Here is a 26069-nt window from a genome sequence, read left to right as displayed (position 1 = left end):
ATCGATCTGCCTGAGAAGGCCGCGATGCCGCGCGGCTGCCAGCCCGAACGTGCCGGCGGCCGCGCAATACGTAGACCATCAGCACCAGCTGCGGTCTCTCGCTTGTGATCGGCGGGCGGGCCTTTCTCGATGCAAGATCTGCAGGTTGCAAGTCGGCCAAGCGACCGAGCCCTACCTGTCGCGGGCCGAGGTACGAGACGCGGCATGCCGCCTGATCCGGTTTCCGCTTGATTCAAGCGGAAACCGGATCAGCAAGCCCGCGCGGCGACTGAGGAGGGATCCCATCACGCCGAAGCCCAAATCCGCCATCCCTAAGGGATCAAACGGATTCGGCATGAGCTGATCGCCTGTGGGACGCGTGCCATGGTGAGGGGCGCTGGTCACGAGACCGACGCCATGTCATGTGCAGGCCGGTGACCGATCATCCCGAACTTCTCCCGCCTGTGCCGCTTGCGAGCCTGGGTTGGCTCGCCTTCTTCGAGGAGCAGCGTGAACCGCACGAGACGGATCTCGCCCCGATGCGGATCGCCACGGTTCACCGCTCACGCCTGACCGCCCTGTCGGAGACCGGATCGGTCAAGCTGGACCTTCCGGTTCATACCAACACCGGGGATTTCGCCGTGGGCGATTGGGTGCTGGTTCACCCCCAGACCCGGATGCTCCACCGCCGTTTGAACCGTCGGACGGTACTCGAGCGACGCGTCGAAGGCAGCAGAACCCTGCAGCCCGCCGCAGCCAATGTCGATACGCTGTTCATCGTCACCTCCTGCAATGCCGATTTCAATCAGGCTCGACTGGAGCGCTACTTGGCCCTGGCCAATCAGGGCGGCACGAATCCGGTGATCTTGCTCACCAAAGCCGACATGGCAGCCGATGTTGACGCCTATCGCGACCAGGCGGCCGCGTTGCAGCGCGGGCTCGACGTCATAACCGTCAATCCCCGCCTTCCGACGTCGGCAAGCACCTTGGCCTCGTGGTGCGGGGTGGGACAGACCGTGGCGCTGGTCGGCTCTTCCGGTGTCGGCAAATCAACGCTGGTGAACACGCTGGCCGGTCCAGGGCAGGAGCTTCCTCAAGAGACCGGAGGCATTCGCGAGCACGACGCCAAGGGCCGTCACACCACAACGTCGCGGTCCCTGCACGCCATTGCCGGGGGCGGCTGGGTGATCGACACGCCGGGGATGCGGACACTGCATGTCAGCGGCGCTGCAGACGGGATCGCGACCCTGTTCGCCGAGATCACCGAACTCGCGCCCTCGTGCCGGTTCCGCGACTGTACGCACGCGCACGAGCCCGGCTGCGCCGTGCAGGCCGCGGTCGCGGACGGCAGGCTCGACCCGGAGCGGCTGACGCGTTGGCGAAAGCTTCTCACCGAAAACCGCGACAACACGCCAAGCCCCACGGGCCCGCGCGGCCGGCGGAGTAGCGGCGGGTAAGCCTCGCTAGCGGGCGGCGTTGCATAAGCGACTAATAGCTTGAAAATCCGCAAGTGTCGCATTTAGTGTGAGAGAAAAGCGATCTTACTTTATCTCCCCCGCAGTTTTGGCAGATTTTTCCATCATAGATGGGCTTAAAATCGTATCGTCGACGATCGATTGCTCGATTATGTTGTCTTATTAGTGTGTCATCGGGTATGCTGAGATATAGTTCGGAATAATCAAGTAGATTGTTCGCGGTTTCAAATCCTGAAATTGCAATTGTTGGTGCGATGAAACAATCTGCAAAGCTGTGAGCCTGGTCTTCGACAAGGTACTCTTTTTGTATGAAGGGATGTTCTGACTCGGAGACGTCGGAAAATTGAAATGTCTCATCTGCATGAAGCCATATATGTCCTACTTCATGGGCTAAAACGCGCCGGCTCTGAGCATCTTTGTTTGCAGCCTTATCCCAGGTTTCTTTTTCGACATACAAATTGATATTCTTCCTGTCTGGCGATATACATACTTCGGCTGGGGCGCCAGCGACTTTTTCGACAATATTTATTTTCAGGCGCCCTTTGAAGTGGCCGGATAGTGGTCCAACTATGAAATCCACAATATTGAATTCCAAGGCTGCCGACAGATTGCCAATCTGTCGGCAGCGGTTAGCTTCGTCCTCAATGGACGCATAAGACCTAAAAGTTGTTTTTAGGGTCTGTGACGAGCACCATATCATTTCTCAGTATCCCGCTAAGTCATTGATATGTTTGGTCCTGAATCGATCGGCCTTGCTATTGGTTCTGGGATTTGTCATCAAAAACTTGCTACGATGCCAGCGCAATGCTGCTATTTCGTCAGCAAAAACCTGCCATCAATTGCCTTCAATTCATAAATGCTACAAAAGAAAAGGCCCTGATTTAATCAGGGCCTTGGGACGTTCTTCCGAATTTTTGATGAGACCTTACACCTACTAACGACGCTCTCGGAAATAGAACGTAGCTCCGACATCACTTTTATGGATGGCAGGTTCAATGCCAGCGTCTTCGAGCCTTCTCATCATTCTGACTGGCGTGGTCTCGAAGATTTTTGCCATCTCCGATAACAGAATGTACTTTTTATCGAATGCGTTGAAGACTGCATTGTCGACAATCTTAACCGGACATCGGTTGATCGGATTGATGCAAGTCCGCGTTGGGAGGTAGCCTTTTTCGACAAGCCTGACCACAACCTTCGTGCTCGTCCCGAGCCGTTTCTCAACCGCGCGAGCGGTGAGTCCGTCGAGAGGGGCACCCTGTACGAGGCGCTTCACCTCGTTCGCGTTCACCAGAACGCCGAGGTATCCCGGAACCGCCGTATCCCGTCCGACCCAGCCGAGCTTTCGGTTGAGGATGAGGCGGATCACCTCGTGCGCTCCGCAGTTTGCGCGTTTGGCAGCGCCCGGGATGTTGACGATAGGCGGAGTTGGGTTTGTCGCTGGAACGGCCTGATCCGTCAGCGCCTCGAGAAATCGATCCAGATCCGCCGTTGCGAAGGTGTAACGCCGCCTCTGGCCTCCGGCATGGGATCGGAGGGGCTCGAGGAATCCATGGTCCACGAGAAGCTTGGCTTGGACGCGGCCGGTGTTGAGATACGTCGCGATCCCTTTGATCGAGACGGCGTCTTCGTGGTGAGCGAGGAGCGCCTGGGTCTGTGCAGCGTCGAAACGGACGTGATGATCCAAAGACGCATCGTCATCTTGGCGCATCACCCCGTGCGCCGCCAGGATCTTCCGCAGGGTTTTGGGATGGCGGCCCGTTTCCAGCGCAGCGGTTCGGATCGAATGGACGGTGCGGTGTTCGACCCGTCGGCCGAGGAACGTCTCACCGGCCGCAACGGGGGTGGTTTCGACGATATGTCGAAACATCACGTCGCGAATGGGGTCGAAATCGGCGTGCGCCGCGCTGAACTCCAGCCACTGATAGAGGCGGCCGAACATCGCCTGCGCGCCATCGACCGCATTCCAGCTTGCGGGGTTCGTCGCCTGCAAATCCGATAGGAAGGCACGGACGCCATTCTCACCGGACTGAGCAATTCCAAAACCAACATCGCCGGCGCGATGCCGGTCCGCTTCGGTTAGCGTTCGCAGATGAACGGTCCGACCGAAGAGGGAAACGGCTCCCAGCATCTCGCAGGCCCGGGCCACGGCATGCCAGGCCAAGCTATCCAACCACGGTGACGTCCCGGTCTGTCCCGCGAAGCGTCCGATCAGATAGGTCTGGGCACGGGAGGGCTCGATCGGAACAGCCTGGGCGACCAAACGGTCGAGGTTCTTGAGCGCTGGACGCACACCTCGACCGAAGTCGTGAAATTCGCTGGGGAGGCGAGCTTCTCCGACCGGTTGCAGAGCGATGCCATGCTCCGGGCAGGCTCGGATGGGCGCGAACTGCCAGATTGCGCGTCCGTATGCGGCGCATTCCGGTGCGAGATGGGATCCGGCGATGTCGTCTGCGAGGCAGACCGGACAAGCAAAGTACCGGCTCCTACGCATCGTTGGTCGCAGCATGGTCTGACCGCGAAAGGTGAAGGCGTCGCCATCGCGGCGTATGGCACTCGCTTGGAGGGCGTCCGCGGGTACGTTGGTCAGCTCGGCGAGAGCTCCGATCGCTCCGGGATCTCCGGCAACGAGCGCGGAGAAGTTCAAGCCGAGATAGTGCAGGAAACTGCTCACAGGATTGAAGCTGTGCAGGATCGAGAGGCGTGCGGTGAAGCTGGTCAGGCTTTCACCATGACGAAGATCAAGGAAGGGGTAGAGGCGCGGCACCGCTCAGCTCCCCTTGTTGCGTGAGCCAAGCGGACGGCCACGCTTGCGCTTGACCGGCGCGTCTTCGGCTCCCTCTTCATCGAGAGGCGCGCGAAAGCGGATGGCTTCCCAATCGTCAGCGATGAAAGGGTTGTCCTCCGCCTCTGCGGCGGTCTTCCGAGCGTAGGCGCGCGCGAAGTCCTCTGGGGTCAGCCGAACGGGTTCCTCATCACCCTCCTGCTTGCGTTCGCGGCGTTTGAGGGCGTTCTCGATCGCATCCTGCACGTAGACGATCGAGCGTCCGAGCTGATATTTGCTAGCATGCATGAGGCGCGCCGCGACGGCCGCCTGATGTGCATCCGTCATCTCGAGGTTCGCAAGGCTCGCTAGGTTGCAGATGATACCTTGAACCTTTCGAGAATCGCCTGCGATCGTCAGATTCTTCAGACGCATGAAGCTGAATCGCCCGCTCAACTGATCGGTCATCTGCAAAGCTTGAGTGAGTTCGGGGATACCCGAAAAAATCAGTGCAACCGGCCATTCACTATCGATCATCAGGCACTTGAAGGTGTTGATGATCTTCTTCATTTGCGTTTCGTTGGCCGGCTGGGTGATGTGATGGGCCTCGTCGATGTGCAGGATCTTCACGCCCATCAGACGCATGTGATCGCGCACCAGATGGGCCAGTTGGTTTTCGTCGCGGGGGACGCTTTTGGCCGGCATGCCGAGCTTGCGAAGCGCGTCGATGGCGAATCGTGGCAGCGTGCAGGCTCCCTCCGGGATGATGGTGATGAGCGGGCATCTCGAGCCGACGATCCCGTAACCCGGAAAAGCGGGATGCTTCTGGAAGATGCGCCGTAGCAGCGTGCTCTTTCCGGCCCGCGGTTCGCCGATGACCGCGAAACCTTGGAGTTCATGAGCAGCTGCCGAGTGGTTGCCGGCCTTCGGGTTGCGCTCCTCAATGATTAACCCAATGAGGTCGTCGACGAATTCGAGGGCTTCCTCATGCATCGGGTGGTGGAAATACGTTCCACGCACGCGCTCCATGATGATGGTGCGTTCCTGTTGTCTCTGCGTCCGAATGCTCCGGAGGTGGGCGATGGGATCTAATGGGGCCTCAAGCATCGGGCGTCTCCATGGTCCAAGCGTCATCTTCCCCATCGTCCGTCGAAGCGGGCGGTGACGGTGTTGGAGGTGGGATGAGGTCATCCGGTCGCTGGCGTTGGGGCGTTGTCCGCGCTTCGACGGTCACAGGTCCTGTGACGGGAATGCCGTGCGCGAGCGGGTCCGTGCCAGACGGTCCGTCCGTCCGGGCCAAGTCCTCGGGGATGTCGAAGCCCCGCAGGATCTTGTCTTCGGCCCGCCCGATTGCTTCGGGATTGTAGGTATGGGGCACAATGCCGAGGCGTCGCTCCGCCGTTTCGGCAATGGACTGTACTTTACGAAGGGCTTCGGCCACGATTGGACGGCTTGCCGCCGCCGTGATCGCATGACGACGTCGCTGATCGGTGACGACGTTCAACCAAGCTGCGATCGGTACGCCTTGGAAGCCTGCGGTCGCGCAAGGGACGGCTTTCCAAACCCGGTCGATCTCGACTGAAATCCATCCGAGATCTTCTGGGTCGACGCGCACGGCGACGGAGACGTTTCCGTCGCGTGCGAACAGGGCCGCCAGGGCCTGGGATTGGTAATGCAACCCCAACACGCGGATGCCGCGCTTGCTCAGCGTGCGTGTCAGCGCAATGCCGAAAATCGCACGCTGCTGATGGGCTCCTGGGGTGACCCGCGAGAAGCCTGCGCCCTGGAGCATTAGCCGCTGCCACGCCGCCCTCGGCGTTTCGCCGAGGAGGCCCTCGTGGGGAGTGTGGTGGTACACGTCGACATCGTACAGCACGAGCGCGCGGGCTAACTCGTCGACGAACAGACTCGCGTTGGCCTCGGGGTCGTAATCACCCTTGTCGTGGATGTTTGCGAAAGTCTGGCCCGTAAAATTCGGCAGCAGCTGGGTTCGGGTTGTGCCGAATGACCGCTCGACGTGAGCGCGTTTGTTGGGGCGTCCGACCTCAGGAGCGTCGAACCGGATTGAAAGATCAGCGAGGAGCTGGCGGAAACGGTCCGATCGGAACGCCGACCCAGCGTCGGTGACGATCGCTTCCGGAACGCCGAAATAGTCCCACGGCGTCGTTGCCCCCATGGCGGCAGCGATCCCGGTCTTATCCCCGAGCATCATCCGCACCAGCATAATGGCGGCCTCCGTCGTCTCCGACCTCGTAAGGATTTCGCCGAGAACTGCGCGTGATGCGACGTCGATGGCACGCAGCAGCGTCCAGCGTTCCCTGGGCACAATCGCTTTTTGTTCGGGGGTGAGGGTTGCCCAGATGCCGCTCTCGGCCGACAGGGTCACCAGCGAGACCTTCCAACCATCGATCTGGACGAGCTCACCCAACCGAGTAACGTCGAACTTTTTCTTCACGCCGCTATATTTGTGGATCGCAAACTCAAGATCCCTGCGCGCGGCATCACGGTTGAACCGTGAGACTTGGTTGACCCGTGCGCGATAAGTCGTGAAGCCGATGCGGGCGATTGGGGGCTGGTCGGCCTGCGCCCGATTTGCGTTTACTTGGTCGAGGCGATCCGTATAGGCTTTGTAGCACTGCTCGTAGCTGTCACGCTTAGGGGTTAGATAAGCGTAGACTGCCTCCATCATGAGGGCGATCGCATCCCCATCGTAGCGGGGTTCCCGGTTGCCGCGCCGGCAATGGCACTGTCGCAGTCCCCACATCTGGCACCCGGCCTCTTCATAAGCCAAAACCCAGTTTTGAAGGGTGCGGGCGCAGGGCGGGCTGCGGAGATGGAAGGTCGTGCCTGCATAGGCTTTCCGCGCCTTGCCCGATTTGGTGAGCCGTGGCTGCGAGGCTGCCGCAGTCTCTCGTGAGCCCCTGCCATGCATCGCTGATGACTCTTTGCGCGCGATCGCAAGTTGCATCAGGGCTGGTGCTGCGAGCCTGATGGCTGCTTTGAATCCCGGCCCGGTTCGTTTGACGCGCTCTTCAGGACTACGTGGCGGTTCCGCCCGATGCTTATTCCAAAGGTCGAAAAAGCTAAGCACCCACGCTTCCTTCCAACGGACGTCAGCGAGTTCATCCGACGGAATGTCTGCGTTGGACTCGATCAGTGTCCGAGCTCGGGCTCGCGCCCGGGACTCGGTGTAGAACAGGGTGTCCTGGCGGAAGTCCGGATGCTGCCGCTCTTCTTCGAATTCGACGAAAGTGACGTGGTCGGTTATCTCCGATCCGAACGGCTGCAGCAGGTAGCCTGTCGGAGTCTGTCCCTTGCACGTGAGGATGCGTCCTCCTCGCATGACGATGCGGTCGGTCGGATCGAGCCGATAGCGGGGCGTGGGGGAGACGCTCATTGGACAGTTTCCTTCCGCGCGTCGCGAACGAGGGTGTGATCCGTGATCCGACCCGTTCCTTCCATGACGATCCGCCCTGAGCCGATCAGCCGGACGGTGGCGCGAAAGCCTTCTCCGCCATGGCCGGCCGCAGCCCGCAGGTCGGCGATGCTGATCCGACCTGTGATGGTCGCCAGCACGGCGAGGACGGCCTCATCGGCGTCCCCCGGGGGATCGCGCCGGCACGCGTGCATCAGTTTGGCGTTGTGAACGGTCGCCGGCGGAAGATCGCGCTCCGTGATCAGCACGACCTCATCGGCGAAATCCGGTGAGATCCGGCCTGCGAGATCTGTCAGGAAGGCGTCGAAGTTGAGCGCCCGGACCCGTTCACTAGGTTTGTAAGCGATGGCCTTACGGGTGCCATCGCGCGTGGTGACGACGAAATCGAAGAAGTGTCGGCGGAGCACGCCGGCGTCGTCGCGGTAGAGCGCTTCTTGCTGCTCACGGACGTCGATGATGTCCAAGCGCGCAAGGACGATCACCAGGAACGCCAATTCGCCGAGGCTCTCCCAAAAGATCTGGCGTGGATCCTTCCCGGTCGTGACGAGAATACCCTGTGTGGAACCCTTCGACCGAAATCGCGTCGGCATGCGATCGGCGATGCTCGGTTGAGGAGCGATCCAGTCCGTCGCCGCCGAATCCTGATGTTCCGACCTTCCGTCGTCGGGGCTGTCGGCTTCATGCCTTGGAGGGGTGCAGGGAGACTGATGACGGATCATCATGCGCCGACCCTTCCATCGAAAGTCGTGACCGGCGCAGCCGAGAGAGGCTGACCGCATCGAGCTTCGTCGCGTGTAGAGGCCAGCAGAGCGAATGGGATAGGACGCTCGGTGAACAGCACGGTGCCGTCCGCAAAGCTTTGTGGGATGAGTGGTTTGATGCTCTGGAAATACATCTCCCGGTCATCGGATGAGCCGAGTGCCTCCTCCTCGACGGCGATCGCAAGTCGTCGTCCGTCTCTGAGATGGGCGACGAAATCGAATGTGTAGGATCCGGGCGTACCGTCAGGATGGATGAAGGTGACGGTCTGAGGACGATCGTCGAGGTGAATGCAATCCAGTGTGATGTGCAGCCAGAGCGCGATATCGGTGAACTGTCGCTCGCCGTTGTCTGGGAGCCATTGTGATCTCGCAGCTCCGCCGTCGCGTCCTATGTCATCTCTACCCTGGACGATGTGCGGCGATGCCAAAATCGCACATGGAACAGTGTGATGGCGTTCGAGTGCGTCAGGCCGATGTGAATGAGCGGTGTTGGGTGTCTCGAGCATGGCAATCCTCTCGTGGGATCGCGTTGCCGGTTGGCGACGCGAGGGGAGCGGACAGCCGTCGGGGATCTGCGACGCGATGCGGCGCAGGGGGATGACGGCTGGGCTCGTGGACGGGAGGATGCTGGGACTGTCTCGGAGCCGGTCCGGCCTTCAAAACTTGGCGCAGGCGCTTGCGTCGCTGTCATCGACATGCGACGTTCCAGCAGTTGCCAGTCCGGCGCGATTCATCGCGCCGGGCAGCCACAGCATCCTCATCTCGTGGTTGGGATGGCCGACAAGCTTCCTAGGGCTTATGCGTCGGCACTCGGGTTATCACCGATGGGGGCGTCCGATTCCTGTCGGGCGTCCCCTGGTGATCCCTGGATCAGGGATCGTGCATTGCGGTCTCCGTTTGGTTGGCTGGCCGTGTGCCGCCGTTCGCAAGCAATCGTAAAGCGCAGTTTCGACGCGAAGGCGAGTCCTGCGGGATTTTGACCTGCGCCGACACGTTTGGCAGCGTTAGCACGCGCCGGCGATTCGTGTGTCGTCTCAGATGTTTGCAGCCAATCAGCTGCGCCAGTACCTCAATTTTGAGGGGGCCTTTGAGGGGTCCGACGTGTCGGTTTGGGATGCGTGCGATTCACGCGATTCACCAAATTTTACGGTTTGGACGAAGGTCGCGCGCGCTTGAGCCGCTCGTGGCGGTTCATGGATCGCCTGCATCAGGAGGATCGCAAGCAGGACGATGCCGATCTGTATGAGCAAGCTCAGCGCCAGATAGACGTGCCAACGTGCCAGATCGTCTCGAAGGATCTCGACCAAATCGTGGGTGGTGGCCTGCACCGTTTGGGTGATGGCGAGTGCCTGTGCTTCGGTGAAGCCCGATCTTGTCAGGCTCGTCGTCGTTCCACGTGACATCGCGCTACAGCCGCCCGGAGAAGCGATCGTAGGGCGTGATTTCGGTGACTGGAATGTCCGCTTCGTAGCGATAGATCTCCAAGCGCAGCCAGCCGAGCTCGCCCGCGACCTCCTCTGCCGGTACGTCTTTGTACCAACCGCGCACTTTGCTCGCAGCGCCGTCGTCCCAGCGGTATCGGCGGGCCTTCAAGGCATCTTTCGCTTCGAATGGCGCGCGGACGGCTTTGATCCGATGCACGGGCTCGAACGCTTGCTCAAGAAGGTAGCTGAATCCCGTTCGCCCGGACTGCGGCAGCGGACGCGCCAGGCATTCGAGCGTGGCTTGGCAATCATCGACCGCGCGATGGGCCGAGTAGATGAAGCCGAGATCCGCGGCGATGTAGCAGAGCTTGCTGCCCATCCCTTCAGCCGCCCAAGGCACCATCACTAGCGAACACCCCCACGGCTTCGCCGCCAACGCCGGGCAGAGGTCCTCCGCGAACTTCCGGTCAAAATTCGCGTTGTGCGCGATCACCAGATCGGCCTGAGCCACCATCGCATTGACTTGGGCGCGATCGATCATCCGGCCCTCGACCATGGCTGAGTCGATACCGGTCAGCCGTGTTATATCCGGCAGGATTTGTCCGAACGGCTGCTGAAATGAGCCGTACGGCGTGCCGGCTGCGACCAGGCGTCCGTCAACAGTATATGTGAATGGTAGCAGTCCCACCTCAATGATTTCGTGGTAAGCCGGGTCGAGACCGGTAGTCTCTAAATCGATGATGAGGCCATTTCGGACCTTTGCATCGCCAGGGGCATCGAAAACGCGACGAGGTTTGTGGCGGCGGAGGATGCGATAATCGCCGTTTCGCTCTAACGCAGAGGCGATGATCTCAGGATCAATGTCGAGCATTTGCTTTGCTCACCATTTGTTGCAGGCAAGCTGAATATAGGATTTTCTGTGGAAAACGATACACAGGATATCGTTTTGGTCCGATCACATTTTTGTGAGCGGGACTTGCAGCGTGGATAGCCGACTGATCAGAGCTGGACGCATCATACTTGGATGGTCGCAAGCCGAGTTGGCCGAGCGTGCCGGGGTGCAGCGTCTCGTGGTGGCGCGCTACGAGACCGATGTGCAGGTTCCGCACCCGCGAACGATGGCGAGCTTGGTCGCGGCTCTGCGGGTCGGTGGCATCGAGGAGATTGTCCGAGACGATGGGGCGACCGGAATCGTCCTGCGAGCTGATGTGTATGCGCGGGGGAAGCTTGATACTAAAAACGACGCGTGATGCGGTATGCTGCTCATGCATCGTTTTTAAGTTATTTGCATCGGGCTTTACGTCTTCGTGCAGTCTGGCCGTTCACGTCCCAGGCTGGCGCAGATATCTCTTGTCGGTCATTCTGGTGGGGCATCGGTAGGATGCTCTGGTTCCCTCGATTGGCCAAAGACAGTGTGCGCGCTTAACGCTTCTCGCGTCCAAGTCCTCTTCATAAGTCCTTCATCCACGAGAGCAGAAGCGACTCCCGTTCCAAGTGGAACCGGCTCTGGCTCTCGCTGTCGACCTCGCTCGGGTTCAGCCCGTACTTCCGCCGGAAGGCGCGGCTGAACACCCGGTCGTTCTCGAAGCCCAGGGTGTAGCCGATCGTCGCGATCTGCGACTTGCGCTCCTCGGGCCGAGCCAGGATCTGCATGGCCCGGGACAACCGTCGGTCGCGGATGTAGGCGTAGACGCCGCCGTCGGCCTCGAACAGTTTGTAGAGCGGGGTCCGCGAAAGCGCGAACCGGGTCATCAGCATCTCGGCGTTGATGGTCGCGAGGTTCTCGTCGATGAACTGGCGGATGGCGATGCTGGTGACCGCGGCCTGATTGTAGGCGCTGTCGGCCTCCGACAAGAACATCGCGTTGCACAGGGCCGTCGTCGCCGGAATGACGTGGCTCATCTGCGCGGGCGTCGCCGTCTTCAAGCAGGCGCTGACATTGCGGAAGTGATCTGCGAGCAGCTTGGTCACGGGGTTAGAGGCGGACGGAACGATCTGACCGTGCCAAGCCGAGACGTCGCCGACGCGGCCCTCGAGGATCCGGCGTGGGATCGCGAGGTTGAGCCCGGTCATACCCTTGGTCTCGGACAGGATCGGCTGCGAGAGATCGAAGGTGACGAAGGATTCCTGCGTGATCTCCCGCGCCTGTCCGGCGATGGAGATGTTGGTCCGTCCGGAGGTGTAGAGCCGCAGCACAATGTGATCGAGGTTCTGGGCCGCCACCAACGCTGGCGTCCGCTCGATCGTCTGGGGTGACGCGTCGATCTCGCCGAACACCAACTGGTTCATGTGATGGTAGCGGTGGAACGCGGTCGTCGGCACGACGCTGTCGGGATCGACGTGCGTGACGAAGAACGACGACAGCGTGTCGATCCAAGCCCGGCGACGTTTCTCGGCATCGAGGATATGGTCGAAGCGATGATCGATGATCATGGGAGCCGAAAGCCGGACGCGACGGGGATACACACGGTGCCGTGAAGGTCCGTGCCGGCCTCACACGCAATGATTGCGTTTGGGTTTCGATCTGCTTCCGGACGGACGACGAGGGACGGTCCGTACTCACAACGGAACGCAGCGTCCGTCATCGCCGCCCTGCCGCACGCTGCGGTTCCCGAATGTTCGGTCGACGAGGGGCGGGCGGCTGTCCGCCGTCGCGTTCGATCGGACGCGCCTATGTCCGGGTTGACCACATTCTCGTGGCGATCTCTCGCTCCTCCGCCCCCATCACGTCGGCATAGATCGCCGTCGTCGCGATGTCGGCGTGGCCGAGCCAGCGCTGCAGGAGGTTGAGGGGGATGCCGGAACGAAGGGCATGCACGCCGAAGCCGTGGCGCAGTCCCTTGGGCGAGGCTGCGGTTTCGCCCACCTCCGCGAGCGCCATGACCATTTTCACGTGACGCCACGCCGTGGTGCGTCCGATCGGCCAGAGCCGGTCGCCGGATCGACCCTGGCCATGGACCTGCCGAACGCACGCGAGGAAGGCAAGCGGGACCGGCACTTCGCGGACGACGCCAGCCCGTCGCTTCTTCAAGCTGCGGACGGACACCATGCCGCCTTCGATATCGAGATCGGCATGGGTGAGATTGAGCGCCTCGGTGATTCGACACCCGGTCCAAGCGAGCATCAGGCAGAAGGTGGCGACTTCGGGTGGATGAGAGGCGACCGCAGCGACGAAACGTTCGCGCTCGTGCGCCGTCAGGTACTTGCGCCGTCCGCTGCCGGTGTAGAGCGACATGGATGAGGCCGGCACTGTTCGGGCCATCGTGGGGTGTCCTGGAGCCGACCACGGCAGCAAGGCTGCGCGTGGCGTGTTGGAACGCATTTGCCAATTCTGTTCCACGCCGCGGCCCTGACATTGTTCGCCATGGGCATGGAGAGAATGGGCAAGCTGGTAGCTCCAACCCGGAAGACGATCAAGTGTAAATCTCAAGACGTTGCAAGGACGTAAACAGAATTGGCAATTCTGTTCCACGAATCGCTGCACGACTATGACTGAATCGCCAGGATCGATAAACCTCACCAGTGGCGCTTTTGCGATTCGCGACCTTCGAGATGCGGCTTTTGTCGTGTCGCGCCGATTGTCAGATGGCTGCGCGGTCTGTGTGTCCTGGGCCGAAGCGTTGGTCTTCCAGTCGCGGACGCAAAGTACCTTCCAAAGAACGGATCATCCTCCCGTAGAGCCAATCCTCTTTTTCATGGAAAGATTTCAGAAAGGCGCTCAACCCCAACTTAGAATGGCAAGGTGACGTCGAGTTCAGGTGCCGAGCGAAAGATTGCGCCACCTTCATGAACCCCACGTAGCGGCTGGAAGAATATGCAACGGCAGTTCTTTGACTGTCCGACCGACCGTGGAAAATCTTGTTTCAACGCCTGCATCGGCTTGCAGGTGAATGATGTTGCGTGTGGAGTTCACGATCATGGCCAAGACTAAGCTCGCTGCCCTGCTGCTGCCCCTCCTCATGGCGGGAGCCGCTCAGGCGGCGGATCTGCCGGCAACCCGCTACGCGCCTGCCCAGGCCGTCCTCCCCGTTTTCACCTGGACCGGATTCTATGCCGGCGTGAACGCCGGGGCCGCCTTCTCCGATTCAGGCCGGCCGCGCTACAGCGAAGGCCCCGGCTTCGTCGGCCTCAATCCCGGCACGCTCGCCGGTTTCCAGCGCTCGCGGGAGCAGACGGGCTTCGTCGGCGGCGGCCAGCTCGGCTACAACCATCAGGTCGGACGGATCGTCCTCGGTCTCGAGACCGACTTCCAGTATGCCGGTCTGGACCGCCGCCGTTCAGGGACGGGCACGTTTCCGAACCTGCCGGCGGGCGTCACAGACAACGACAATCTGACCGCCCGCTCGCGTCTCGACTATCTCGGCACCGTTCGTGGCCGCGTCGGCTTTCTGCCGAGCGAGCGCCTGATGGTCTATGCGACCGGCGGTCTCGCCTACGGCGATGTCGACGTCCGCACCAGTTATACAGTCATCGGCACCGGCCCGTTTTTCCCCGGTGGCGTCAACGTCATCCCGTATTCCGGTTCTCGCTCGTCGGTGCAGGTCGGCTACGTCGCTGGCGGCGGCGTCGAATACGCCTTCACCGATCGTCTCAGCGCCAAGCTCGAAGGCCTCTACGCCGATCTCGGCAGTTCGAGTGTGACCGCCCGCTACACCGGCACCGGCGGGACCGGTCCGACCGATATCTACACCGTACGTGAGACCAACCGCTTCGGTCTGGTCCGGGCCGGCCTGAACTATCGCTTCACCGGCCTCTGAAGTCTCAGCCTCGTATCCTCGACCGTCCCAGCGCTCGGCTCGCCGAGCGTCGGCGGGGCCGGTCGAGGCTGCACTCATGCCTGCCGACTCTCCTCCGAACGAGATTCCTGGATGTCTCGACACGTCCTGTCGCTGCCGATGTTCGCCGTCGCCATCCTGGCCTTAGGCGGGATTCCCGCCTTCGCCGCCAGCCCGCCGACCATCCCCGACTGGGTCGATGCCTACACCCGGGAGGCTCTCGCGGCACCCGTCACCCTCGACAACGCCCAGAGGTACCGATGGTATCAGATCGGTGCCGCCATCCGCGCGCAGCACCCGATGGTGTACGACATCGATATCCGGCCGATGCAGGAGCAGCTCAGGCGGCATGGCAACGCCGCCGTCGGGGACCTCAAGCAGCGGCTGGATGAGCGCTTCGCGGCGATCCGCTCCCTCGAGGAGGCCGGCCCGTTCCTTGGCCGATGCGACTGGATCATGGCGCGCGAGCGCGGTGAGGGTGCGACGCAGCTCCAGATCGACCTCGACGCCCATTGCCGCGAGCGCGCACTGCCCGCCCTCTACGTCCGGCTCGTGCGCAAGCGAGCCGAAGCCCTCGACGTGCGCCTCGCGACCATGCGCCGCTTCGATGTGGGCTATCCTGGCCATCTCGTCGGCAGCCCCGGGTTCGTCGGACGCGCCGATGTCGCCGGTGCCTACGCACGGGCGCTGGAGGATCGCCTGACCACCGCGCAGCCTCAGGTGATCGCAGACCTGACAGAGGGCTTCCGGACCAAGACGATCGGCGACGATCCCCTGCAGACCGATGTCGCGCAATGCCACGACCTGCTCGGACCTTGGTTCCCGCAGCGCGATCCGGTTCGCGACATGATGCTGAGCGATCCCCTGCGCAGCGCCGGGGCCGGAACCGAGGCGGCGCTGCGCTTCGGGCAGGCCGTGGGCAGCGCGTGCCGCCGCGAGGCGAAGGCGTGGCTGATGCGTCAGCAGCCCGGGATCGATGCGGCCATCCGCGCCAGCATCACGGCGCTCGATCCGAAGCTGGGGCCGATCCTCGCTGTCGGCACGCGCTGCTCCGGAGTACTCGGCCGGTGGTTCACCGCCTCCGACGGTTTCGATCTCACCCTGACGGGGCCGCTCCATCAGACCTGTCGGGAGCAGGCGCAAGGGCTGAACGCGCGCGCCGTCGATATCCGGGCACAAGCCCTGGCCGCCCGCTTCGCCGCCGCCCCGAAGACGCTGGACGGGCTGGAGCGCAACGGCTGGTTCGCGGTGTCGGCCGACGAACTCCAGGCCGCGCACGACCCGCGTGATCCCGAGCGCGGCGAGGTCGATGCCCTGATGCAGGCGCGGACCGAGGCGCTCGTCCAGCCCCTGCGTGAAGCCGCGCGCGAGGCCGCCCTGACCGAGATCCGCGACCTCTTCGAGCGGGCCGGGTTGGGCGATGCGGAATTGCAGCCGGCCCGCCGTATATGCAGCCCGTATGTCGGTGGGACAACGCGCACGCTGCCGCCGGGCGGCGCGGACCTGCGCAAGGCGATCAGCGACGCCTGCCGCGAGCAGGAGAACCGGGTCGCCGTGCGGCGCGCCGAGGCTGCCGTCGCCACGGCAGAGATCGAGCCGGTCCTGGGCGAGGCGCGTCTCGTCCTGAGCGCGCCCGACGGTCGCCAGACCTACGCGGATCCGCGAGCGGTGGTGATCGCGGCCGCCGGCAACGGTCTGCAGATCAGCTTCCGGCGCACGACCTCCTGGTTCTTCTGGACGACCGAGACCCTCCGCGTCACGCCGTTCGGCCGAGACAACCCGGCCCTCGTCGGACATCTCGTCGCCGATACCCATCCGGCCGGCGGGCAGGTCTGGCGCGTCACCGACCTTCAGGCCCTGCCGAGTCTCGACGGGCCCTTCGCCACGTTGGCCTGCCTGACGCAAGGGCCGGAGGCCGCGCAGGCCCTGGCTGGCCTGGGCTTGGCGGGAATGGCGAGTATCTTCCTGCTCGACCTGCCGCGGACCGGCGTCGAGCTGCTCTCGGCCGCTGGCACCCTGACCACGAGCATGGGCCAGTGCGCGGACGCGCGGCGCAGCTACTTCGCGCTCCCGGGCCCGGGGGCCTCGTGAACACCGCCTCGGTCTCGATCCCCTCCATCATCGGGTCGCCAGCCATGCTGCCACAGGCCTCGCACCGCCACAGCAGCGGATTGCAGCACTACGACGACGTCCTGGCGCTGACCGGTCAGCAGTACCGCCTGGAAGCAGATGGCGTGACCGTCGGCGTGGTCCTGGGCATGCTCGACACGCGGACCGGGCGCATGCCGATCGGTCTCGTCGATGCGCGACGCGCCTACTGGGCGGACACGCTGTACTACGACGCCAACCGGCGCTGCTTCGACGTCGTCGATCCCGACCGCTGGGTGGCCTTCGTCGGCACCTATGCCGGCGGCGGCTGGGTGCTGGGCCTCGTCAGCGGCCTCGGCGGCTTCGCGCTGATGACGGTCGCGGCAGCCGGCTCGGTGGTGCTCGACATGGTCCGGTTCGCCCTGTTCCCGGCCATGCTGTTCGGGCTTGTCGGGCTGCTCGTCTACGGCTTCGTCGGCTACGCCCTGGTCCTGACCGCGCTGCAGGTTCTGCCGTACCTGCTCGGCGGCATCGCGGTCTGGCTCGGGCTCTGCGGTCTGATCGCCCTGGAGCGGCGCGCGCGCTGCCGCCGGGCCGGGCGCGCCATCGAGACCCTGCTCGAACGCCAACTCATGCCGGTCTTCGGCTGAGCTCGTGCAAGTCGGGCCACGCCGTCCGACGAGCACACTCTATCCACCCCAGTGAGACGATGATGACCATGAACCGCCTCGTGATGTCGGCGGCGCTCGCCGCCTGCGCCATTCTCGGCCCCGCGCATGCGGAGACCGCGTGGCAGAATCTGACCTACTCGGATCCACGCCACCCCTCCGTCTTCACGCCGCTCGTTGCACCCCTGTGGCAGCGTGAACTCGCTGGTACGCCGTTTCATCAGATCCATGCGACCCGCATTGAGGTGGACGGCGCGACCTACCTCGTGAGCGTGGCCTTCGCGGGCGGCCTCTGCGAGATGGGTGCGAACGGGCGCAACGCGGTGGCCGAGCCGGCGATCTGTCCGGCACGCGTCGATCTGCTGCGCGACGGCAAGGTCGTGAGCACCACCCGCGGCCGGGTCTGCTCGGTCGCACCGCTACCGGAGGATGCCACGGCCAACCAGTCCGATAGGACCGAGGTCCGGTTCGATCCGGCGACGCGGACAGTGAGCTTCCGCTCGATCATGAGCGGCAAGCCGGTTCGAACCTGCCAGAGACAGATGAAGCTGCGTTAGCGGAACGCGCGCCAAGTCGGCTGCGGCCCGTATCGGCCGTACCAGCTGCTGGCCGGTCACCAGCTGGCCGAAGGCCTGGATGAGGTCGGTGGCCTCCTCGGACACCGCAACCTCGTCGGGCCGGTCTGTCACGCGCGTCGAGTGGTCGTCGATCGCGATGAGCGCCGCACACGCGCGCTCGTCGTCGGTCCGCGCGTGCGTGTCGGACTTGCGCGGTATTCGGAGGCTGGACGGGCCCTGGGCCACATCTACAAGAAGCGATGGGCGAGGTGCAGGTCGGACATCAGGTGGTCCTCGCGGTTCTAGACGAACCTCAAGAGGCGCGGGCAAACCTAACGCAGCCCTGTCGTACCCACTGTTCCCAAACGGCTTGACCACGCTCTCTGCTGGAATGCTGAACTTGCAGTTTCCGCTTTCGTCTGCATTCTCGCAGATTGAGCGACGTCGATTACGCCTTGAGCGTCTCGATCGGCTGAGGATCTGTAGGCTTCCTCAAGGAGGGCCGTGCCTCGATCGCCGTAACAAGGTGCAGTACAGCGACATCGACAGTGCGCGTCTCGCCCTTCTCGACGATAACGAACCGATGCGTTGATGTGGTCATTGAGCGCTGTCCGACATCTGTCTGCCGGATGCGCTCGGCTCCGAGCTGAGTGACTAGGTCTGCCCGAACCTGACCCTCCCAGGCAGAGGGGTCATCCTGCACGATGTAGGCGAGCATGCCGCCGTACACCTCAAGCGTGTAGGGATTGCCGGGATCCTCGAAGCGCAGCAGCCCGCGACCGGAAAGGTACTCCGACTTGATGTCGCTGTATTCGATCAGGGTCTTGGCCTCGATACGCAGATCGAACACCTCGCCCGCCCGCAGGACGATCGCGATGTCGGTCGGCTTGGTCTTTTTGCCGATGGCGGTATCGCGGGACCGGCGTTTTTCCAAGCTGAAGTGAAACTGCCTGAGATCTTCCTCATCAGGCGGGGTGCCGGAGATCACCTGGTCCGCTTGGATCCGACTGAACAGGACTTCCAGAGCTCCGCTGACCGCGGTCTCCTCGGGCACGAGGACGTCCTCGAGGATGCCGATTTTCAAGGGCTTGCGCCACCAGTCGTCTGCGGCCTCAAATTCGGCTTGCACCTCGGGATCTCCAAGATGTTCTGAAGCTAGATGCAGCCCCCACAGGGCTTTCTCGAGAAAAGTCGGCCATGTCGTCTGCGTCATGTTCAGGCTGCAGATTATCGATGATCGACGGGGGCTAAAGAGATCTGACGAATGACGACCTGCGCGTCCGCGACCGCCTGCTCGATCGTCCAGGCATGCCGGCCTGAGCTCTTCCAAATGACGATTTGCTCGTCATCCAGGTATGTCTCGATGATGGACGTGCCGAGAAATAGGCTCTTGGGCGGCGTCCTTGCTATGGGGTCACCACCGTTGAGCAAGACATGGATCACGTCAGGGACATCATTGCCCACGGACTTGCCCGGTTTGACCTGCATCGGTGCGCCCCTCGGGAGAGCGGAGGCGACCTCAGCCTTGACCCGATCCAGATAACCGGCGACCTCAAAGGGCTTTGCAGTTGCATAGCTTGTTTTCGGGATGCGCGCGTTGCCAAACTGCGCGCGGAAATCGCGGAAGTCCCGATAGGCCTTCTTGAATTCATCGCCCGCGTTCATCGCGTCGAGGATCGCACGATCAACGTCCGACTGGCCGGCAAGGGCGATGAAGGCGGGATCGTCCACGGAGCTATAAGGGCAGGGCACCGACAGGAGTTCCTCGCGCTCGAAGCGTGCGCTGTCGGCGAGCTGGCCTGAACCGTACAGTGCGGCGAAGTAGCGCAAGATCGGCGCGTTCAGGTACTGGATCAAGGCGTCGACGACTTCATCGCGTAGCGTGACGCCGAGATCAGTTTCCGGATCGTAGCGTCCTGCACGTTGCTGGGCCTCGGGTAGGATTGCGTTGAACGACGACGAGTAGGCGTGCGGTTCGCGCAGGTAGAAGGCCTCGGCCATGCTGCGAGGCACCAGGATCACGTTTCCTGAGAACCGGGCCCGGTAATCCGGATCGGCCTGTTCGAGGGTATGCCCCGTGATCGGCATCAGGTTGACGTCTTTGTCGGCTCCGTGCGGCCGACGAGAGACGCCGCTGTCGGTTGGGCTCGCCCCACGCGTGACTGCGAGCTTCGACCGGGTCAGCAGATCACCGAAAGTCCGCGATCGCGCTCGGGTCCATGTCACAAGCGCGCCGCGCATGCGGCGGTCGAGCGCGCGAAGCATGGTTTGTTCGTACCAGCCGCTCGGTCCGGCCTGGAGGTCTTCGGCGCGGAGATACTGCATGTCGGCCTGAGCGAGAAACAGCGCCCAGATGTCTCGCTTCTTGCCGAGCGGGAGGGACGTCAGAAGCGGCCGATAGATCGCGACGTGATCCGTGCGCTCAGGCGGGCGGTTTCTCAGGACGGCGATCGTGGCCGGGGCCTGGGCACCATCGAAGAGCTTGCGACGAAGATGGGACAGGTTGCCGATGAAGACCGGCGTCATCGCGCGTGCGACGGCATGAGCAAACCGGCCGGATTGCAGCCCGACCAGCGAGCGGGTGGGCAGCACAAGCGCGATGACGCCGTTGTGCTCGGCCAGATGTCGTTTTGCAAGCCACACGAACAAGTCGGACATCCGCCCTTGCACGACCGGCTCTTCGACTTTGTCGAGGTCTTTCGAGAAACGTTCGACGATGGCTTCGTCGCGGCGGTCGCTCCTAACATTGGCGCGATCTTTCTGGCCGCCCTTCTGAGACCAGGGCGGGTTGCCGATGACGTGCGTATAGCGCTTTTGCTTGATGTCGAGCAGATCGAAGGTCAGCAAATCGGACGTCAGGTCGAAGGCGTTCGTGCACCGAATATTCTTCGTCAGGTCCGGGAGAAATTTTACGTCTCCCGCGGCTGACACCAGATCCTCGATCGGAGCATGGCCGACGTAGTCGAGAAGCGTTAGATACAGGCTGAACCGGCAGACGTTCGTCGCTTGCGCCTGCTTCTCGGCACCGAAGATGCAGCTCTTAAGCAGATCGTGGGCGCGGTGGATGTGTTCTCGCGACCAGCCGTTCATTGGCGTCGCGCGTTCCATGATCCTGCGGAACGCGCCGACGAGAAACACGCCTGACCCGGCTGCGGGATCGATGATCCGTGATTGGATCGTGAGAGGCGCGGCCTCTTCCATGAGGTCCAGAACATGATCGGCCAAGTGTGGCGGTGTGTAGAACACCCCATCGTCGGCCTTGTCTTTTCCGTCCTCGATCGAGACGAACCGCTCGTAGATTGCGGAAATCGTCTCGGTCCTCAGGATCCTGTACGACACGTCGAAGAAGTCGAGTTGTTGTCCGCCGACGGCCTCGACAGATGTTCCGGCTCTCAGCACGGCGTGGATCAACCGGCAGACCTCGTCGTTCAGGAGCGCCCGTTGATCTTTTGAGATTCGGAAGACCGAGCCGTTGATCTCGCGGTCGACCGCGTCGAGAGCGTCAAATGCATCGCGAGCGGTCCAGGCGCTCTGCTTTCCGTCCTGGCAGACGGATCTAGCGAACAGGGCTGCACCTTCGGCTTGATCCCCGACCCCGCGTAACCACGCCTCGTGGAGGATGCCGCGGTCGATAAGCACGTATAGATAGAGAAACCGCCCGATCGCGGCGTTCACGAGGTTACGCTCGTCGGCGAGCTCGGGGTTCAGCTTCCGAGCGGCGCGATTGAGCGCCTCAATCGCGTCCACGAGGCGATTGTCGACGTTGGATTTCAGCGCGACATCGAAATTTTGCCATGCGACGGAGGATCTCAGACGTGCCGCTGAGAGATCGAGGAGCGCCTTGGGCAGGCGACCGTCGTCGTCCAGGACAAGGGCCTTCTCGGAGGGCGGTTCGAACCCGGAGCAGATCGTCAGCGTGCCTGGCGAGATGATGATCAGGAACGGGACGACGCCTTGCGTCCAGACTTCTCTGCGAATTTTACGCACCTCGTCGGGATCTCTAGCCGTGGCGATGTAGACCACGGCGCGCGCGGCGCTCGCTTCCAGGGATCCGGCCAAACCGAACACGCCCGCGATGCCGATCGTCTTGATCGCTTCACGAAGGACATGCGAACGCTGTCCATCAGCACCGAGGGTGTCGGCGGTGATGAAGGTCTCGCTCTCGGTGTAGCCAAGCTGCTGGCAGATCTCGTCCAGCCGTTGGCTGAGGGCGTCGTCGCGCACGTGCGTTTCCGGTCGGGACCAGCGGCCCCATGATTTCTGAATGCTAACGACAAACTACGCACGGGACAATCCTAAGCCATTGTCGCACATAGATAAATTGTGGACCGCGAAAAAGCTCAGCGGGCTCAGCGGCTTAGCCGCCGTCAGGGCTCCAATTCCTGTCGATCTCTGTGATCGCGGCCGTGTCGATGCCGATCTGAAGCTCGCATCGCCAGCGTTGATCCCGCTTTGAAGCGACCGGGAGTGCTTGGATGAGCGTGTCGTTTCGATTCGCCATATGGAGGGCTTTAACGAGCCGGCGAGCCTGGGTGGAGCTCGGCGAGCAGCATGAGGGCGGCCGTGAGCGCGGTCCGCTGGGTGATCGGCTTCCGGCTCCGGGTCGCGAGGCTGTCGCGGTAGCGACGCAATAGGGCCGCGAGTTGGCTGTCCCGATGCGCCGTCAGGATGGCCTCGACCTGATCGTTCTCTATCAGGATTTGAAGCCGGGCCCAAACCCAGTCGAGCACGCCGACATCGCTCATGAAGGCGATCAAGGGTGCGACGCGTCGCGCTGCGTCTGCGCCGATCGCTGCGTGGAGCGCGTCAGTGGTGAGACGAGCGGGGTTTGGAGGCTTGATCGCGATTCGGCAACATGCGCTTGCCGTCCGGGCGATGCGCTCGGCGGCGATGCCATTGTCGAGCGGCATGCGACCGCTCTCGCACAAGGCGATGTACATCCCGGACATCCACCGAATCGGGATCGTGGCGGCTTCCTCGGCGATCTCGCACTCGGAACAGCGGCGCTGGCTGCAGGGACAGCAGGGGGCCTGGCCGCTTTCGGGTATGACGGCCTGGCAGATCGGGTAGGTCTGGGTGATCCCTATCCGAGCAGGGGAAGGAGATCCGATCGTTGGCCATCACGGGGCGATGGCGACGACATGTGCTGCAGGTGGCCCTTATCGGCGTCGCGCCGTGGCTTCGAGAAAGCGGGCGGCCCGCACGCGTCGGTACCCGGCACGGTTCTGGCGGCGAAGGCGCTTGAGGGCGCGGTCCTGGAGAAGGGGGACGAAGGTTCGATCGCGAGCAAACCCTTCGGGTAGGCGCAGGATCTGGGTGGCGAAGCTGCCTGGTTGGCCGACCTTGCAGAAGCTGCGCTGGGTGAGCCCAGCCCTCCCGGCTGCGCCAATGAAGCGGGTCGACCAGTCACTGAGCCAGTGACCGATGGTCTCGAGGATGATGGCGCGATCACCGGCGCGCATCCGCTCGAACCGGCTCGCTGAGGTCGCCGCCGCGTTGAACCCAAGCGCGGAGCGCAAGGCAGGCAGCACATCCGGATGCCGCGCGACCGTCACGAGGCTGCGCACGCCACGAAAAGCAGCATCCCCCTGCCAAGGCCCGACCGTCGTACCTAGGTTGTTCGCGAGTACCGCGAGCTGGCGGGTCTGCAAGCACTGCACGGCCAGCGGGACCGCCGCGAGATGTGGATCGCGCTGCGCGTGATCGAGCCTACACGCGTGGCAGGCGTCCATGCTCCACTCTGCACTGATGATAGCTATCAGGGGCAGGCCTCCTGGGCAGTTTTAGTATCAATTGATAATGTCGCTCACGCATAAGTCATCACAAAATCGTCCCATCTATAATTTCTCAATAACGAATATGAAGGGATTTGGGAATAACATTCTGCTTCATCTTAGCGAGATTTTTGCAATGTCTGATGTTGAAGAGTTGAGAGGGGTTGTTAATGATCTCAAGTTGGGAAAAACAGCGACACCTGTAACGATAAGAAATTTCCTCTGGTGGTTTGGCGCTCAGAGACGAACGCCTAACAACGTGGAATATATCAATCAGAAACTTGCGGAAGCCGGTGTCAGAACGGTTCCCAATTATTTGAATATTTGGGTCGATACGCCTATCACGTTCGAACTCATTTCGAAAAATGAGGAGATGGTATCCGAGGGGCAACCGCAGCCGGACCGTGACAATTTAAGCGGAGGCATCGACGATCAAGATTCCGAATTTGATCGCCATGAGGGTGACCCCTCGTACACGATTGGGGAAATTGCATCAGCAAACAATCCTCCCGTGAAAGTCACACCCAACGCTACGCTTCTCGAAGCAAAAACCCTAATGTTGACTCGCAACTTCTCACAACTTCCTGTCATGACAAATGAGAGGGATGTGAAAGGTGTGATTAGCTGGAAATCTATTGGTTCTCGGTCCGCAACTGATATAGCATCGAACGATGTCCGGTCGTATATGGATACTCATCATGAGCTGCCGAGTGCTGCCTCGCTGTTCAGCGCGATTAACACGATTGTTGAGCATGATTATGTACTAATCAGGGGTCATGACAACAAAATAACTGGCATCGTAACAGCAACGGATATTGCGTTGCAGTTTGAGACGATTAGTACGCCATTCCTATTAATTTCCGAAATTGAGAGAAATCTTAGAATTTTGATCTCGGGACGGCTAAACATTTCCGACGTCAAGCAAGCATGCCCTTCCGAGCATCTTCCATCTTCTTTCAAATCGGTCTCAGATCTGACTTTTGGGAACTACGTGAAGATTCTAGAAAATCCTGCTTGCTGGATTAAGCTCAAGCTGCATCTTGATCGTTCGACTTTTTGTTCCGAATTGTCGGAAATCAATGCCGTTAGAAATGATGTGATGCACTTCGATCCTGACCCTATCACTCCACAGGATCTATCAAAATTAAAGAATGCTGCGAAAATGCTCAATATGTTGAGAAATATGGGGGCATTCTAATGGCGAAATTTTAACACTCGATGCCCCCGCTTTGTGTCAACTAGCATTAGAAGTTGGTTTGTCCGCACTTCCGGTGCTGCGGGTCTGTTGTCTAGTCAAGCTCTGCCGGTCCTAGCTCGCGCGGCATGGAGGACGCGCTGGCGTAGGAGATCAAATCCGGCTCTGCCGTACATGCTTCGCTTGATCGGTTTTAGGCGATTGACCTGCCCTTCGACAGGACCGTTGCTCCAGGGTTCGACGATGGCCGCGCGTACATCTGCCTCTTCCTGGCGGAGCCCGGTGACGAAGCTGCCGAGATCGGTTGCGATCAAGGTCTACAGCCACAGTGCCAGTTCTGATGGATCGCCTTAGCGCAGCAGGTCGGCGAAGGCACGTACATCCTCGGCGGCCTGCCTCAGTTTCGCCGGGGCAATGCAGAGCGCTTCAGTGAATTCGCCATCCTTCCTCGATAATGCGGCTGGATCACTGGTGAGCCACCGAGTGATGCGGCGCTTGGAGGGGGGCGGGCGGACGATAGTCGCGCCATTGCCCTCTGCCTCCGTCGCGCGACCCAGCGCCAGACGATGTCGTAGCTGCCGGTAAAGCCCCGCGCGCAGTTCGCGGTGATGCCCGTCGTGCCAATCCGCCGGGTGCTCATCCGTGATCCCGAAGCGCGCTTCTTACCGCACGCGCTTTGTGCACCGACCCGACGCGCGGGCCGATACAGATCGTGTCGTGGTTCGTGCGCCGCTGGAGCGTCGAGGTCACCTTCCAAGAAGCTCGCCGCCATCTCGGCGTCGAGACGCAACGACAGTGGTCCGACACGGCAATTGCCCGCACCGCACCCTGCCTGCTCGGCCTGTTCTCCGTGATGCTGCTGGCCGCACGGCTCCCAACCCGCCAACGGCAATGCATTGCCGCCGCAGCATGGTACCGCAAGCCGCGTCCGACTTTCGCCGATGCCCTGGCCGCGGTGCGTTACGCGATCTGGCGCGTGCGGGGTTTGGCGACATCACCGCGCCAATACGTTCGAACAAAACCGCGTTTCCGCGTGCCCGCGCCCTGGGTCTATGCCCCCTGCCACGCCGCATGATTGGCCAAAGTCGAGCTGAGAGTACGGTTCGACAAGGATGCTTCAATCGCTGACAATCCGGTCCCGTCCGACTTCAAGCCGGTCGGCACCATTCTTTGCAA

The 26069-nt window shown here is 61.9% G+C and carries 22 protein-coding genes and 1 pseudogene; 8 read left to right on the top strand and 15 right to left on the bottom strand.

What is annotated here, in order from left to right; translation table 11 throughout:
- Nucleotides 1-401 precede the first annotated feature (401 nt).
- Nucleotides 402-1436, top strand: coding sequence for a ribosome small subunit-dependent GTPase A (gene rsgA / locus MKK50_RS13750; RefSeq protein WP_499023025.1), 1035 nt, complete (start codon nucleotides 402-404; stop codon nucleotides 1434-1436).
- Between the two features lie 31 nt (nucleotides 1437-1467).
- Here rsgA and MKK50_RS13745 read toward each other — a convergent pair whose 3' ends face one another.
- The 8 genes from MKK50_RS13745 to MKK50_RS13710 all read right to left on the bottom strand — a co-directional run bounded on the left by MKK50_RS13745 (nucleotide 1468) and on the right by MKK50_RS13710 (nucleotide 10707).
- Nucleotides 1468-2034, bottom strand: coding sequence for an ImmA/IrrE family metallo-endopeptidase (locus MKK50_RS13745; RefSeq protein ID WP_499023023.1), 567 nt, complete (start codon nucleotides 2032-2034; stop codon nucleotides 1468-1470).
- 354 nt (nucleotides 2035-2388) lie between these two features.
- Complete coding sequence (locus tag MKK50_RS13740; RefSeq protein ID WP_499023020.1) at nucleotides 2389-4218, bottom strand: TniQ family protein; 1830 nt, start codon at nucleotides 4216-4218, stop codon at nucleotides 2389-2391.
- Nucleotides 4219-4221: 3 nt separating this feature from the next.
- On the bottom strand, nucleotides 4222-5322 hold the full coding sequence (locus MKK50_RS13735) for a TniB family NTP-binding protein (protein ID WP_499023017.1): 1101 nt from the start codon (nucleotides 5320-5322) through the stop codon (nucleotides 4222-4224).
- Nucleotides 5315-7612, bottom strand: coding sequence for a TnsB C-terminal domain-containing protein (locus MKK50_RS13730; RefSeq protein ID WP_499023015.1), 2298 nt, complete (start codon nucleotides 7610-7612; stop codon nucleotides 5315-5317). The genes MKK50_RS13735 and MKK50_RS13730 overlap by 8 nt, the downstream gene beginning before the upstream one ends.
- Nucleotides 7609-8373, bottom strand: a complete 765-nt coding sequence (locus MKK50_RS13725; RefSeq protein WP_499023013.1) for a PDDEXK family nuclease — start codon at nucleotides 8371-8373, stop codon at nucleotides 7609-7611. The genes MKK50_RS13730 and MKK50_RS13725 overlap by 4 nt, the downstream gene beginning before the upstream one ends.
- Nucleotides 8370-8918 (bottom strand): hypothetical protein, encoded by a 549-nt coding sequence (locus tag MKK50_RS13720; protein ID WP_499023011.1) that lies wholly within the window; start codon nucleotides 8916-8918, stop codon nucleotides 8370-8372. The genes MKK50_RS13725 and MKK50_RS13720 overlap by 4 nt, the downstream gene beginning before the upstream one ends.
- 546 nt (nucleotides 8919-9464) lie before the next feature.
- On the bottom strand, nucleotides 9465-9815 hold the full coding sequence (locus MKK50_RS13715; RefSeq protein ID WP_499023009.1) for a hypothetical protein: 351 nt from the start codon (nucleotides 9813-9815) through the stop codon (nucleotides 9465-9467).
- A 4-nt stretch (nucleotides 9816-9819) separates the two neighbouring features.
- Nucleotides 9820-10707 (bottom strand): 3'-5' exonuclease, encoded by an 888-nt coding sequence (locus MKK50_RS13710; protein ID WP_499023006.1) that lies wholly within the window; start codon nucleotides 10705-10707, stop codon nucleotides 9820-9822.
- A 94-nt stretch (nucleotides 10708-10801) separates the two neighbouring features.
- Here MKK50_RS13710 and MKK50_RS13705 point away from each other — a divergent pair, with 94 nt between their 5' ends.
- Nucleotides 10802-11086 carry a helix-turn-helix transcriptional regulator gene (locus tag MKK50_RS13705; protein WP_499023004.1) on the top strand — a complete coding sequence of 95 codons (285 nt, stop codon included), beginning with the start codon at nucleotides 10802-10804 and terminating at the stop codon, nucleotides 11084-11086.
- 199 nt (nucleotides 11087-11285) lie between these two features.
- On the opposite strand, the gene MKK50_RS13700 is transcribed toward MKK50_RS13705, so the two are convergent.
- Together MKK50_RS13700 and MKK50_RS13695 are read right to left on the bottom strand one after the other, a co-directional pair.
- Entirely contained in the window at nucleotides 11286-12269 is a 984-nt protein-coding gene (locus MKK50_RS13700; RefSeq protein WP_499023002.1) for an AraC family transcriptional regulator, read from the bottom strand.
- A gap of 238 nt (nucleotides 12270-12507) precedes the next feature.
- Nucleotides 12508-13071 carry a tyrosine-type recombinase/integrase gene (locus MKK50_RS13695; RefSeq protein WP_499023000.1) on the bottom strand — a complete coding sequence of 188 codons (564 nt, stop codon included), beginning with the start codon at nucleotides 13069-13071 and terminating at the stop codon, nucleotides 12508-12510.
- Nucleotides 13072-13753: 682 nt separating this feature from the next.
- Between MKK50_RS13695 and MKK50_RS13690 the strand changes: the two genes are divergently transcribed.
- From MKK50_RS13690 to MKK50_RS13675, 4 genes are all read left to right on the top strand, one after another.
- Nucleotides 13754-14593 carry an outer membrane protein gene (locus MKK50_RS13690; protein WP_499022998.1) on the top strand — a complete coding sequence of 280 codons (840 nt, stop codon included), beginning with the start codon at nucleotides 13754-13756 and terminating at the stop codon, nucleotides 14591-14593.
- A gap of 111 nt (nucleotides 14594-14704) precedes the next feature.
- Nucleotides 14705-16702: a hypothetical protein gene (locus MKK50_RS13685; protein ID WP_499022996.1), complete on the top strand. Its 1998-nt coding sequence runs from the start codon at nucleotides 14705-14707 to the stop codon at nucleotides 16700-16702.
- Nucleotides 16699-17349, top strand: coding sequence for a hypothetical protein (locus MKK50_RS13680; protein ID WP_499022994.1), 651 nt, complete (start codon nucleotides 16699-16701; stop codon nucleotides 17347-17349). The genes MKK50_RS13685 and MKK50_RS13680 overlap by 4 nt, the downstream gene beginning before the upstream one ends.
- Before the next feature lie 62 nt (nucleotides 17350-17411).
- On the top strand, nucleotides 17412-17924 hold the full coding sequence (locus MKK50_RS13675; RefSeq protein WP_499022992.1) for a hypothetical protein: 513 nt from the start codon (nucleotides 17412-17414) through the stop codon (nucleotides 17922-17924).
- A 448-nt stretch (nucleotides 17925-18372) separates the two neighbouring features.
- Here the strand turns inward: MKK50_RS13675 and MKK50_RS13670 are convergent, their stop codons facing one another.
- The 4 genes from MKK50_RS13670 to MKK50_RS13655 all read right to left on the bottom strand — a co-directional run bounded on the left by MKK50_RS13670 (nucleotide 18373) and on the right by MKK50_RS13655 (nucleotide 23656).
- Complete coding sequence (locus tag MKK50_RS13670) at nucleotides 18373-19137, bottom strand: hypothetical protein (protein ID WP_499022990.1); 765 nt, start codon at nucleotides 19135-19137, stop codon at nucleotides 18373-18375.
- A 14-nt stretch (nucleotides 19138-19151) separates the two neighbouring features.
- A complete protein-coding gene (locus MKK50_RS13665) occupies nucleotides 19152-22148 on the bottom strand; it encodes an HsdM family class I SAM-dependent methyltransferase (RefSeq protein ID WP_499022988.1) in 2997 nt (998 codons plus the stop codon).
- Between the two features lie 287 nt (nucleotides 22149-22435).
- Nucleotides 22436-22864, bottom strand: a complete 429-nt coding sequence (locus MKK50_RS13660) for a hypothetical protein (protein WP_499022986.1) — start codon at nucleotides 22862-22864, stop codon at nucleotides 22436-22438.
- A 219-nt stretch (nucleotides 22865-23083) separates the two neighbouring features.
- On the bottom strand, nucleotides 23084-23656 hold the full coding sequence (locus tag MKK50_RS13655; protein ID WP_499022984.1) for a hypothetical protein: 573 nt from the start codon (nucleotides 23654-23656) through the stop codon (nucleotides 23084-23086).
- A gap of 178 nt (nucleotides 23657-23834) precedes the next feature.
- On the opposite strand from MKK50_RS13655, the gene MKK50_RS13650 reads away from it, so the two are divergent.
- Nucleotides 23835-24896 carry a CBS domain-containing anti-phage protein gene (locus MKK50_RS13650; RefSeq protein ID WP_499022981.1) on the top strand — a complete coding sequence of 354 codons (1062 nt, stop codon included), beginning with the start codon at nucleotides 23835-23837 and terminating at the stop codon, nucleotides 24894-24896.
- A gap of 95 nt (nucleotides 24897-24991) precedes the next feature.
- On the opposite strand, the pseudogene MKK50_RS13645 reads toward MKK50_RS13650, so the two are convergent.
- Nucleotides 24992-25186: pseudogene (locus MKK50_RS13645) on the bottom strand (transposase); the annotation flags it as partial.
- Between the two features lie 419 nt (nucleotides 25187-25605).
- Between MKK50_RS13645 and MKK50_RS13640 the strand changes: the two are divergent.
- Nucleotides 25606-25968, top strand: coding sequence for a hypothetical protein (locus MKK50_RS13640; protein ID WP_499022978.1), 363 nt, complete (start codon nucleotides 25606-25608; stop codon nucleotides 25966-25968).
- Nucleotides 25969-26069: the final 101 nt, after the last annotated feature.

The organism is Methylobacterium sp. J-043, from assembly GCF_022829505.1.
Classification (GTDB): domain Bacteria; phylum Pseudomonadota; class Alphaproteobacteria; order Rhizobiales; family Beijerinckiaceae; genus Methylobacterium; species Methylobacterium extorquens_A.
The sequence above is the reverse complement of the archived record's forward strand: the minus strand, read 5'-3'. Positions and strand labels throughout refer to the sequence as shown.

Bases quoted from the DNA above. Each gene is read 5' to 3' on its own strand.
- MKK50_RS13690 (WP_499022998.1), top strand. From the start codon at position 13,754: ATGGCCAAGACTAAGCTCGCTGCCCTGCTGCTGCCCCTCCTCATGGCG.
- rsgA (WP_499023025.1), top strand. From the start codon at position 402: ATGTGCAGGCCGGTGACCGATCATCCCGAACTTCTCCCGCCTGTGCCG.
- MKK50_RS13655 (WP_499022984.1), bottom strand. From the start codon at position 23,656: ATGGACGCCTGCCACGCGTGTAGGCTCGATCACGCGCAGCGCGATCCA.
- MKK50_RS13675 (WP_499022992.1), top strand. From the start codon at position 17,412: ATGACCATGAACCGCCTCGTGATGTCGGCGGCGCTCGCCGCCTGCGCC.
- MKK50_RS13730 (WP_499023015.1), bottom strand. From the start codon at position 7,612: ATGAGCGTCTCCCCCACGCCCCGCTATCGGCTCGATCCGACCGACCGC.
- MKK50_RS13670 (WP_499022990.1), bottom strand. From the start codon at position 19,137: ATGACGCAGACGACATGGCCGACTTTTCTCGAGAAAGCCCTGTGGGGG.
- MKK50_RS13725 (WP_499023013.1), bottom strand. From the start codon at position 8,373: ATGATGATCCGTCATCAGTCTCCCTGCACCCCTCCAAGGCATGAAGCC.
- MKK50_RS13685 (WP_499022996.1), top strand. From the start codon at position 14,705: ATGTCTCGACACGTCCTGTCGCTGCCGATGTTCGCCGTCGCCATCCTG.
- MKK50_RS13660 (WP_499022986.1), bottom strand. From the start codon at position 22,864: ATGTACATCGCCTTGTGCGAGAGCGGTCGCATGCCGCTCGACAATGGC.
- MKK50_RS13735 (WP_499023017.1), bottom strand. From the start codon at position 5,322: ATGCTTGAGGCCCCATTAGATCCCATCGCCCACCTCCGGAGCATTCGG.
- MKK50_RS13710 (WP_499023006.1), bottom strand. From the start codon at position 10,707: ATGCTCGACATTGATCCTGAGATCATCGCCTCTGCGTTAGAGCGAAAC.
- MKK50_RS13720 (WP_499023011.1), bottom strand. From the start codon at position 8,918: ATGCTCGAGACACCCAACACCGCTCATTCACATCGGCCTGACGCACTC.
- MKK50_RS13650 (WP_499022981.1), top strand. From the start codon at position 23,835: ATGTCTGATGTTGAAGAGTTGAGAGGGGTTGTTAATGATCTCAAGTTG.
- MKK50_RS13695 (WP_499023000.1), bottom strand. From the start codon at position 13,071: ATGTCGCTCTACACCGGCAGCGGACGGCGCAAGTACCTGACGGCGCAC.
- MKK50_RS13700 (WP_499023002.1), bottom strand. From the start codon at position 12,269: ATGATCATCGATCATCGCTTCGACCATATCCTCGATGCCGAGAAACGT.
- MKK50_RS13715 (WP_499023009.1), bottom strand. From the start codon at position 9,815: ATGTCACGTGGAACGACGACGAGCCTGACAAGATCGGGCTTCACCGAA.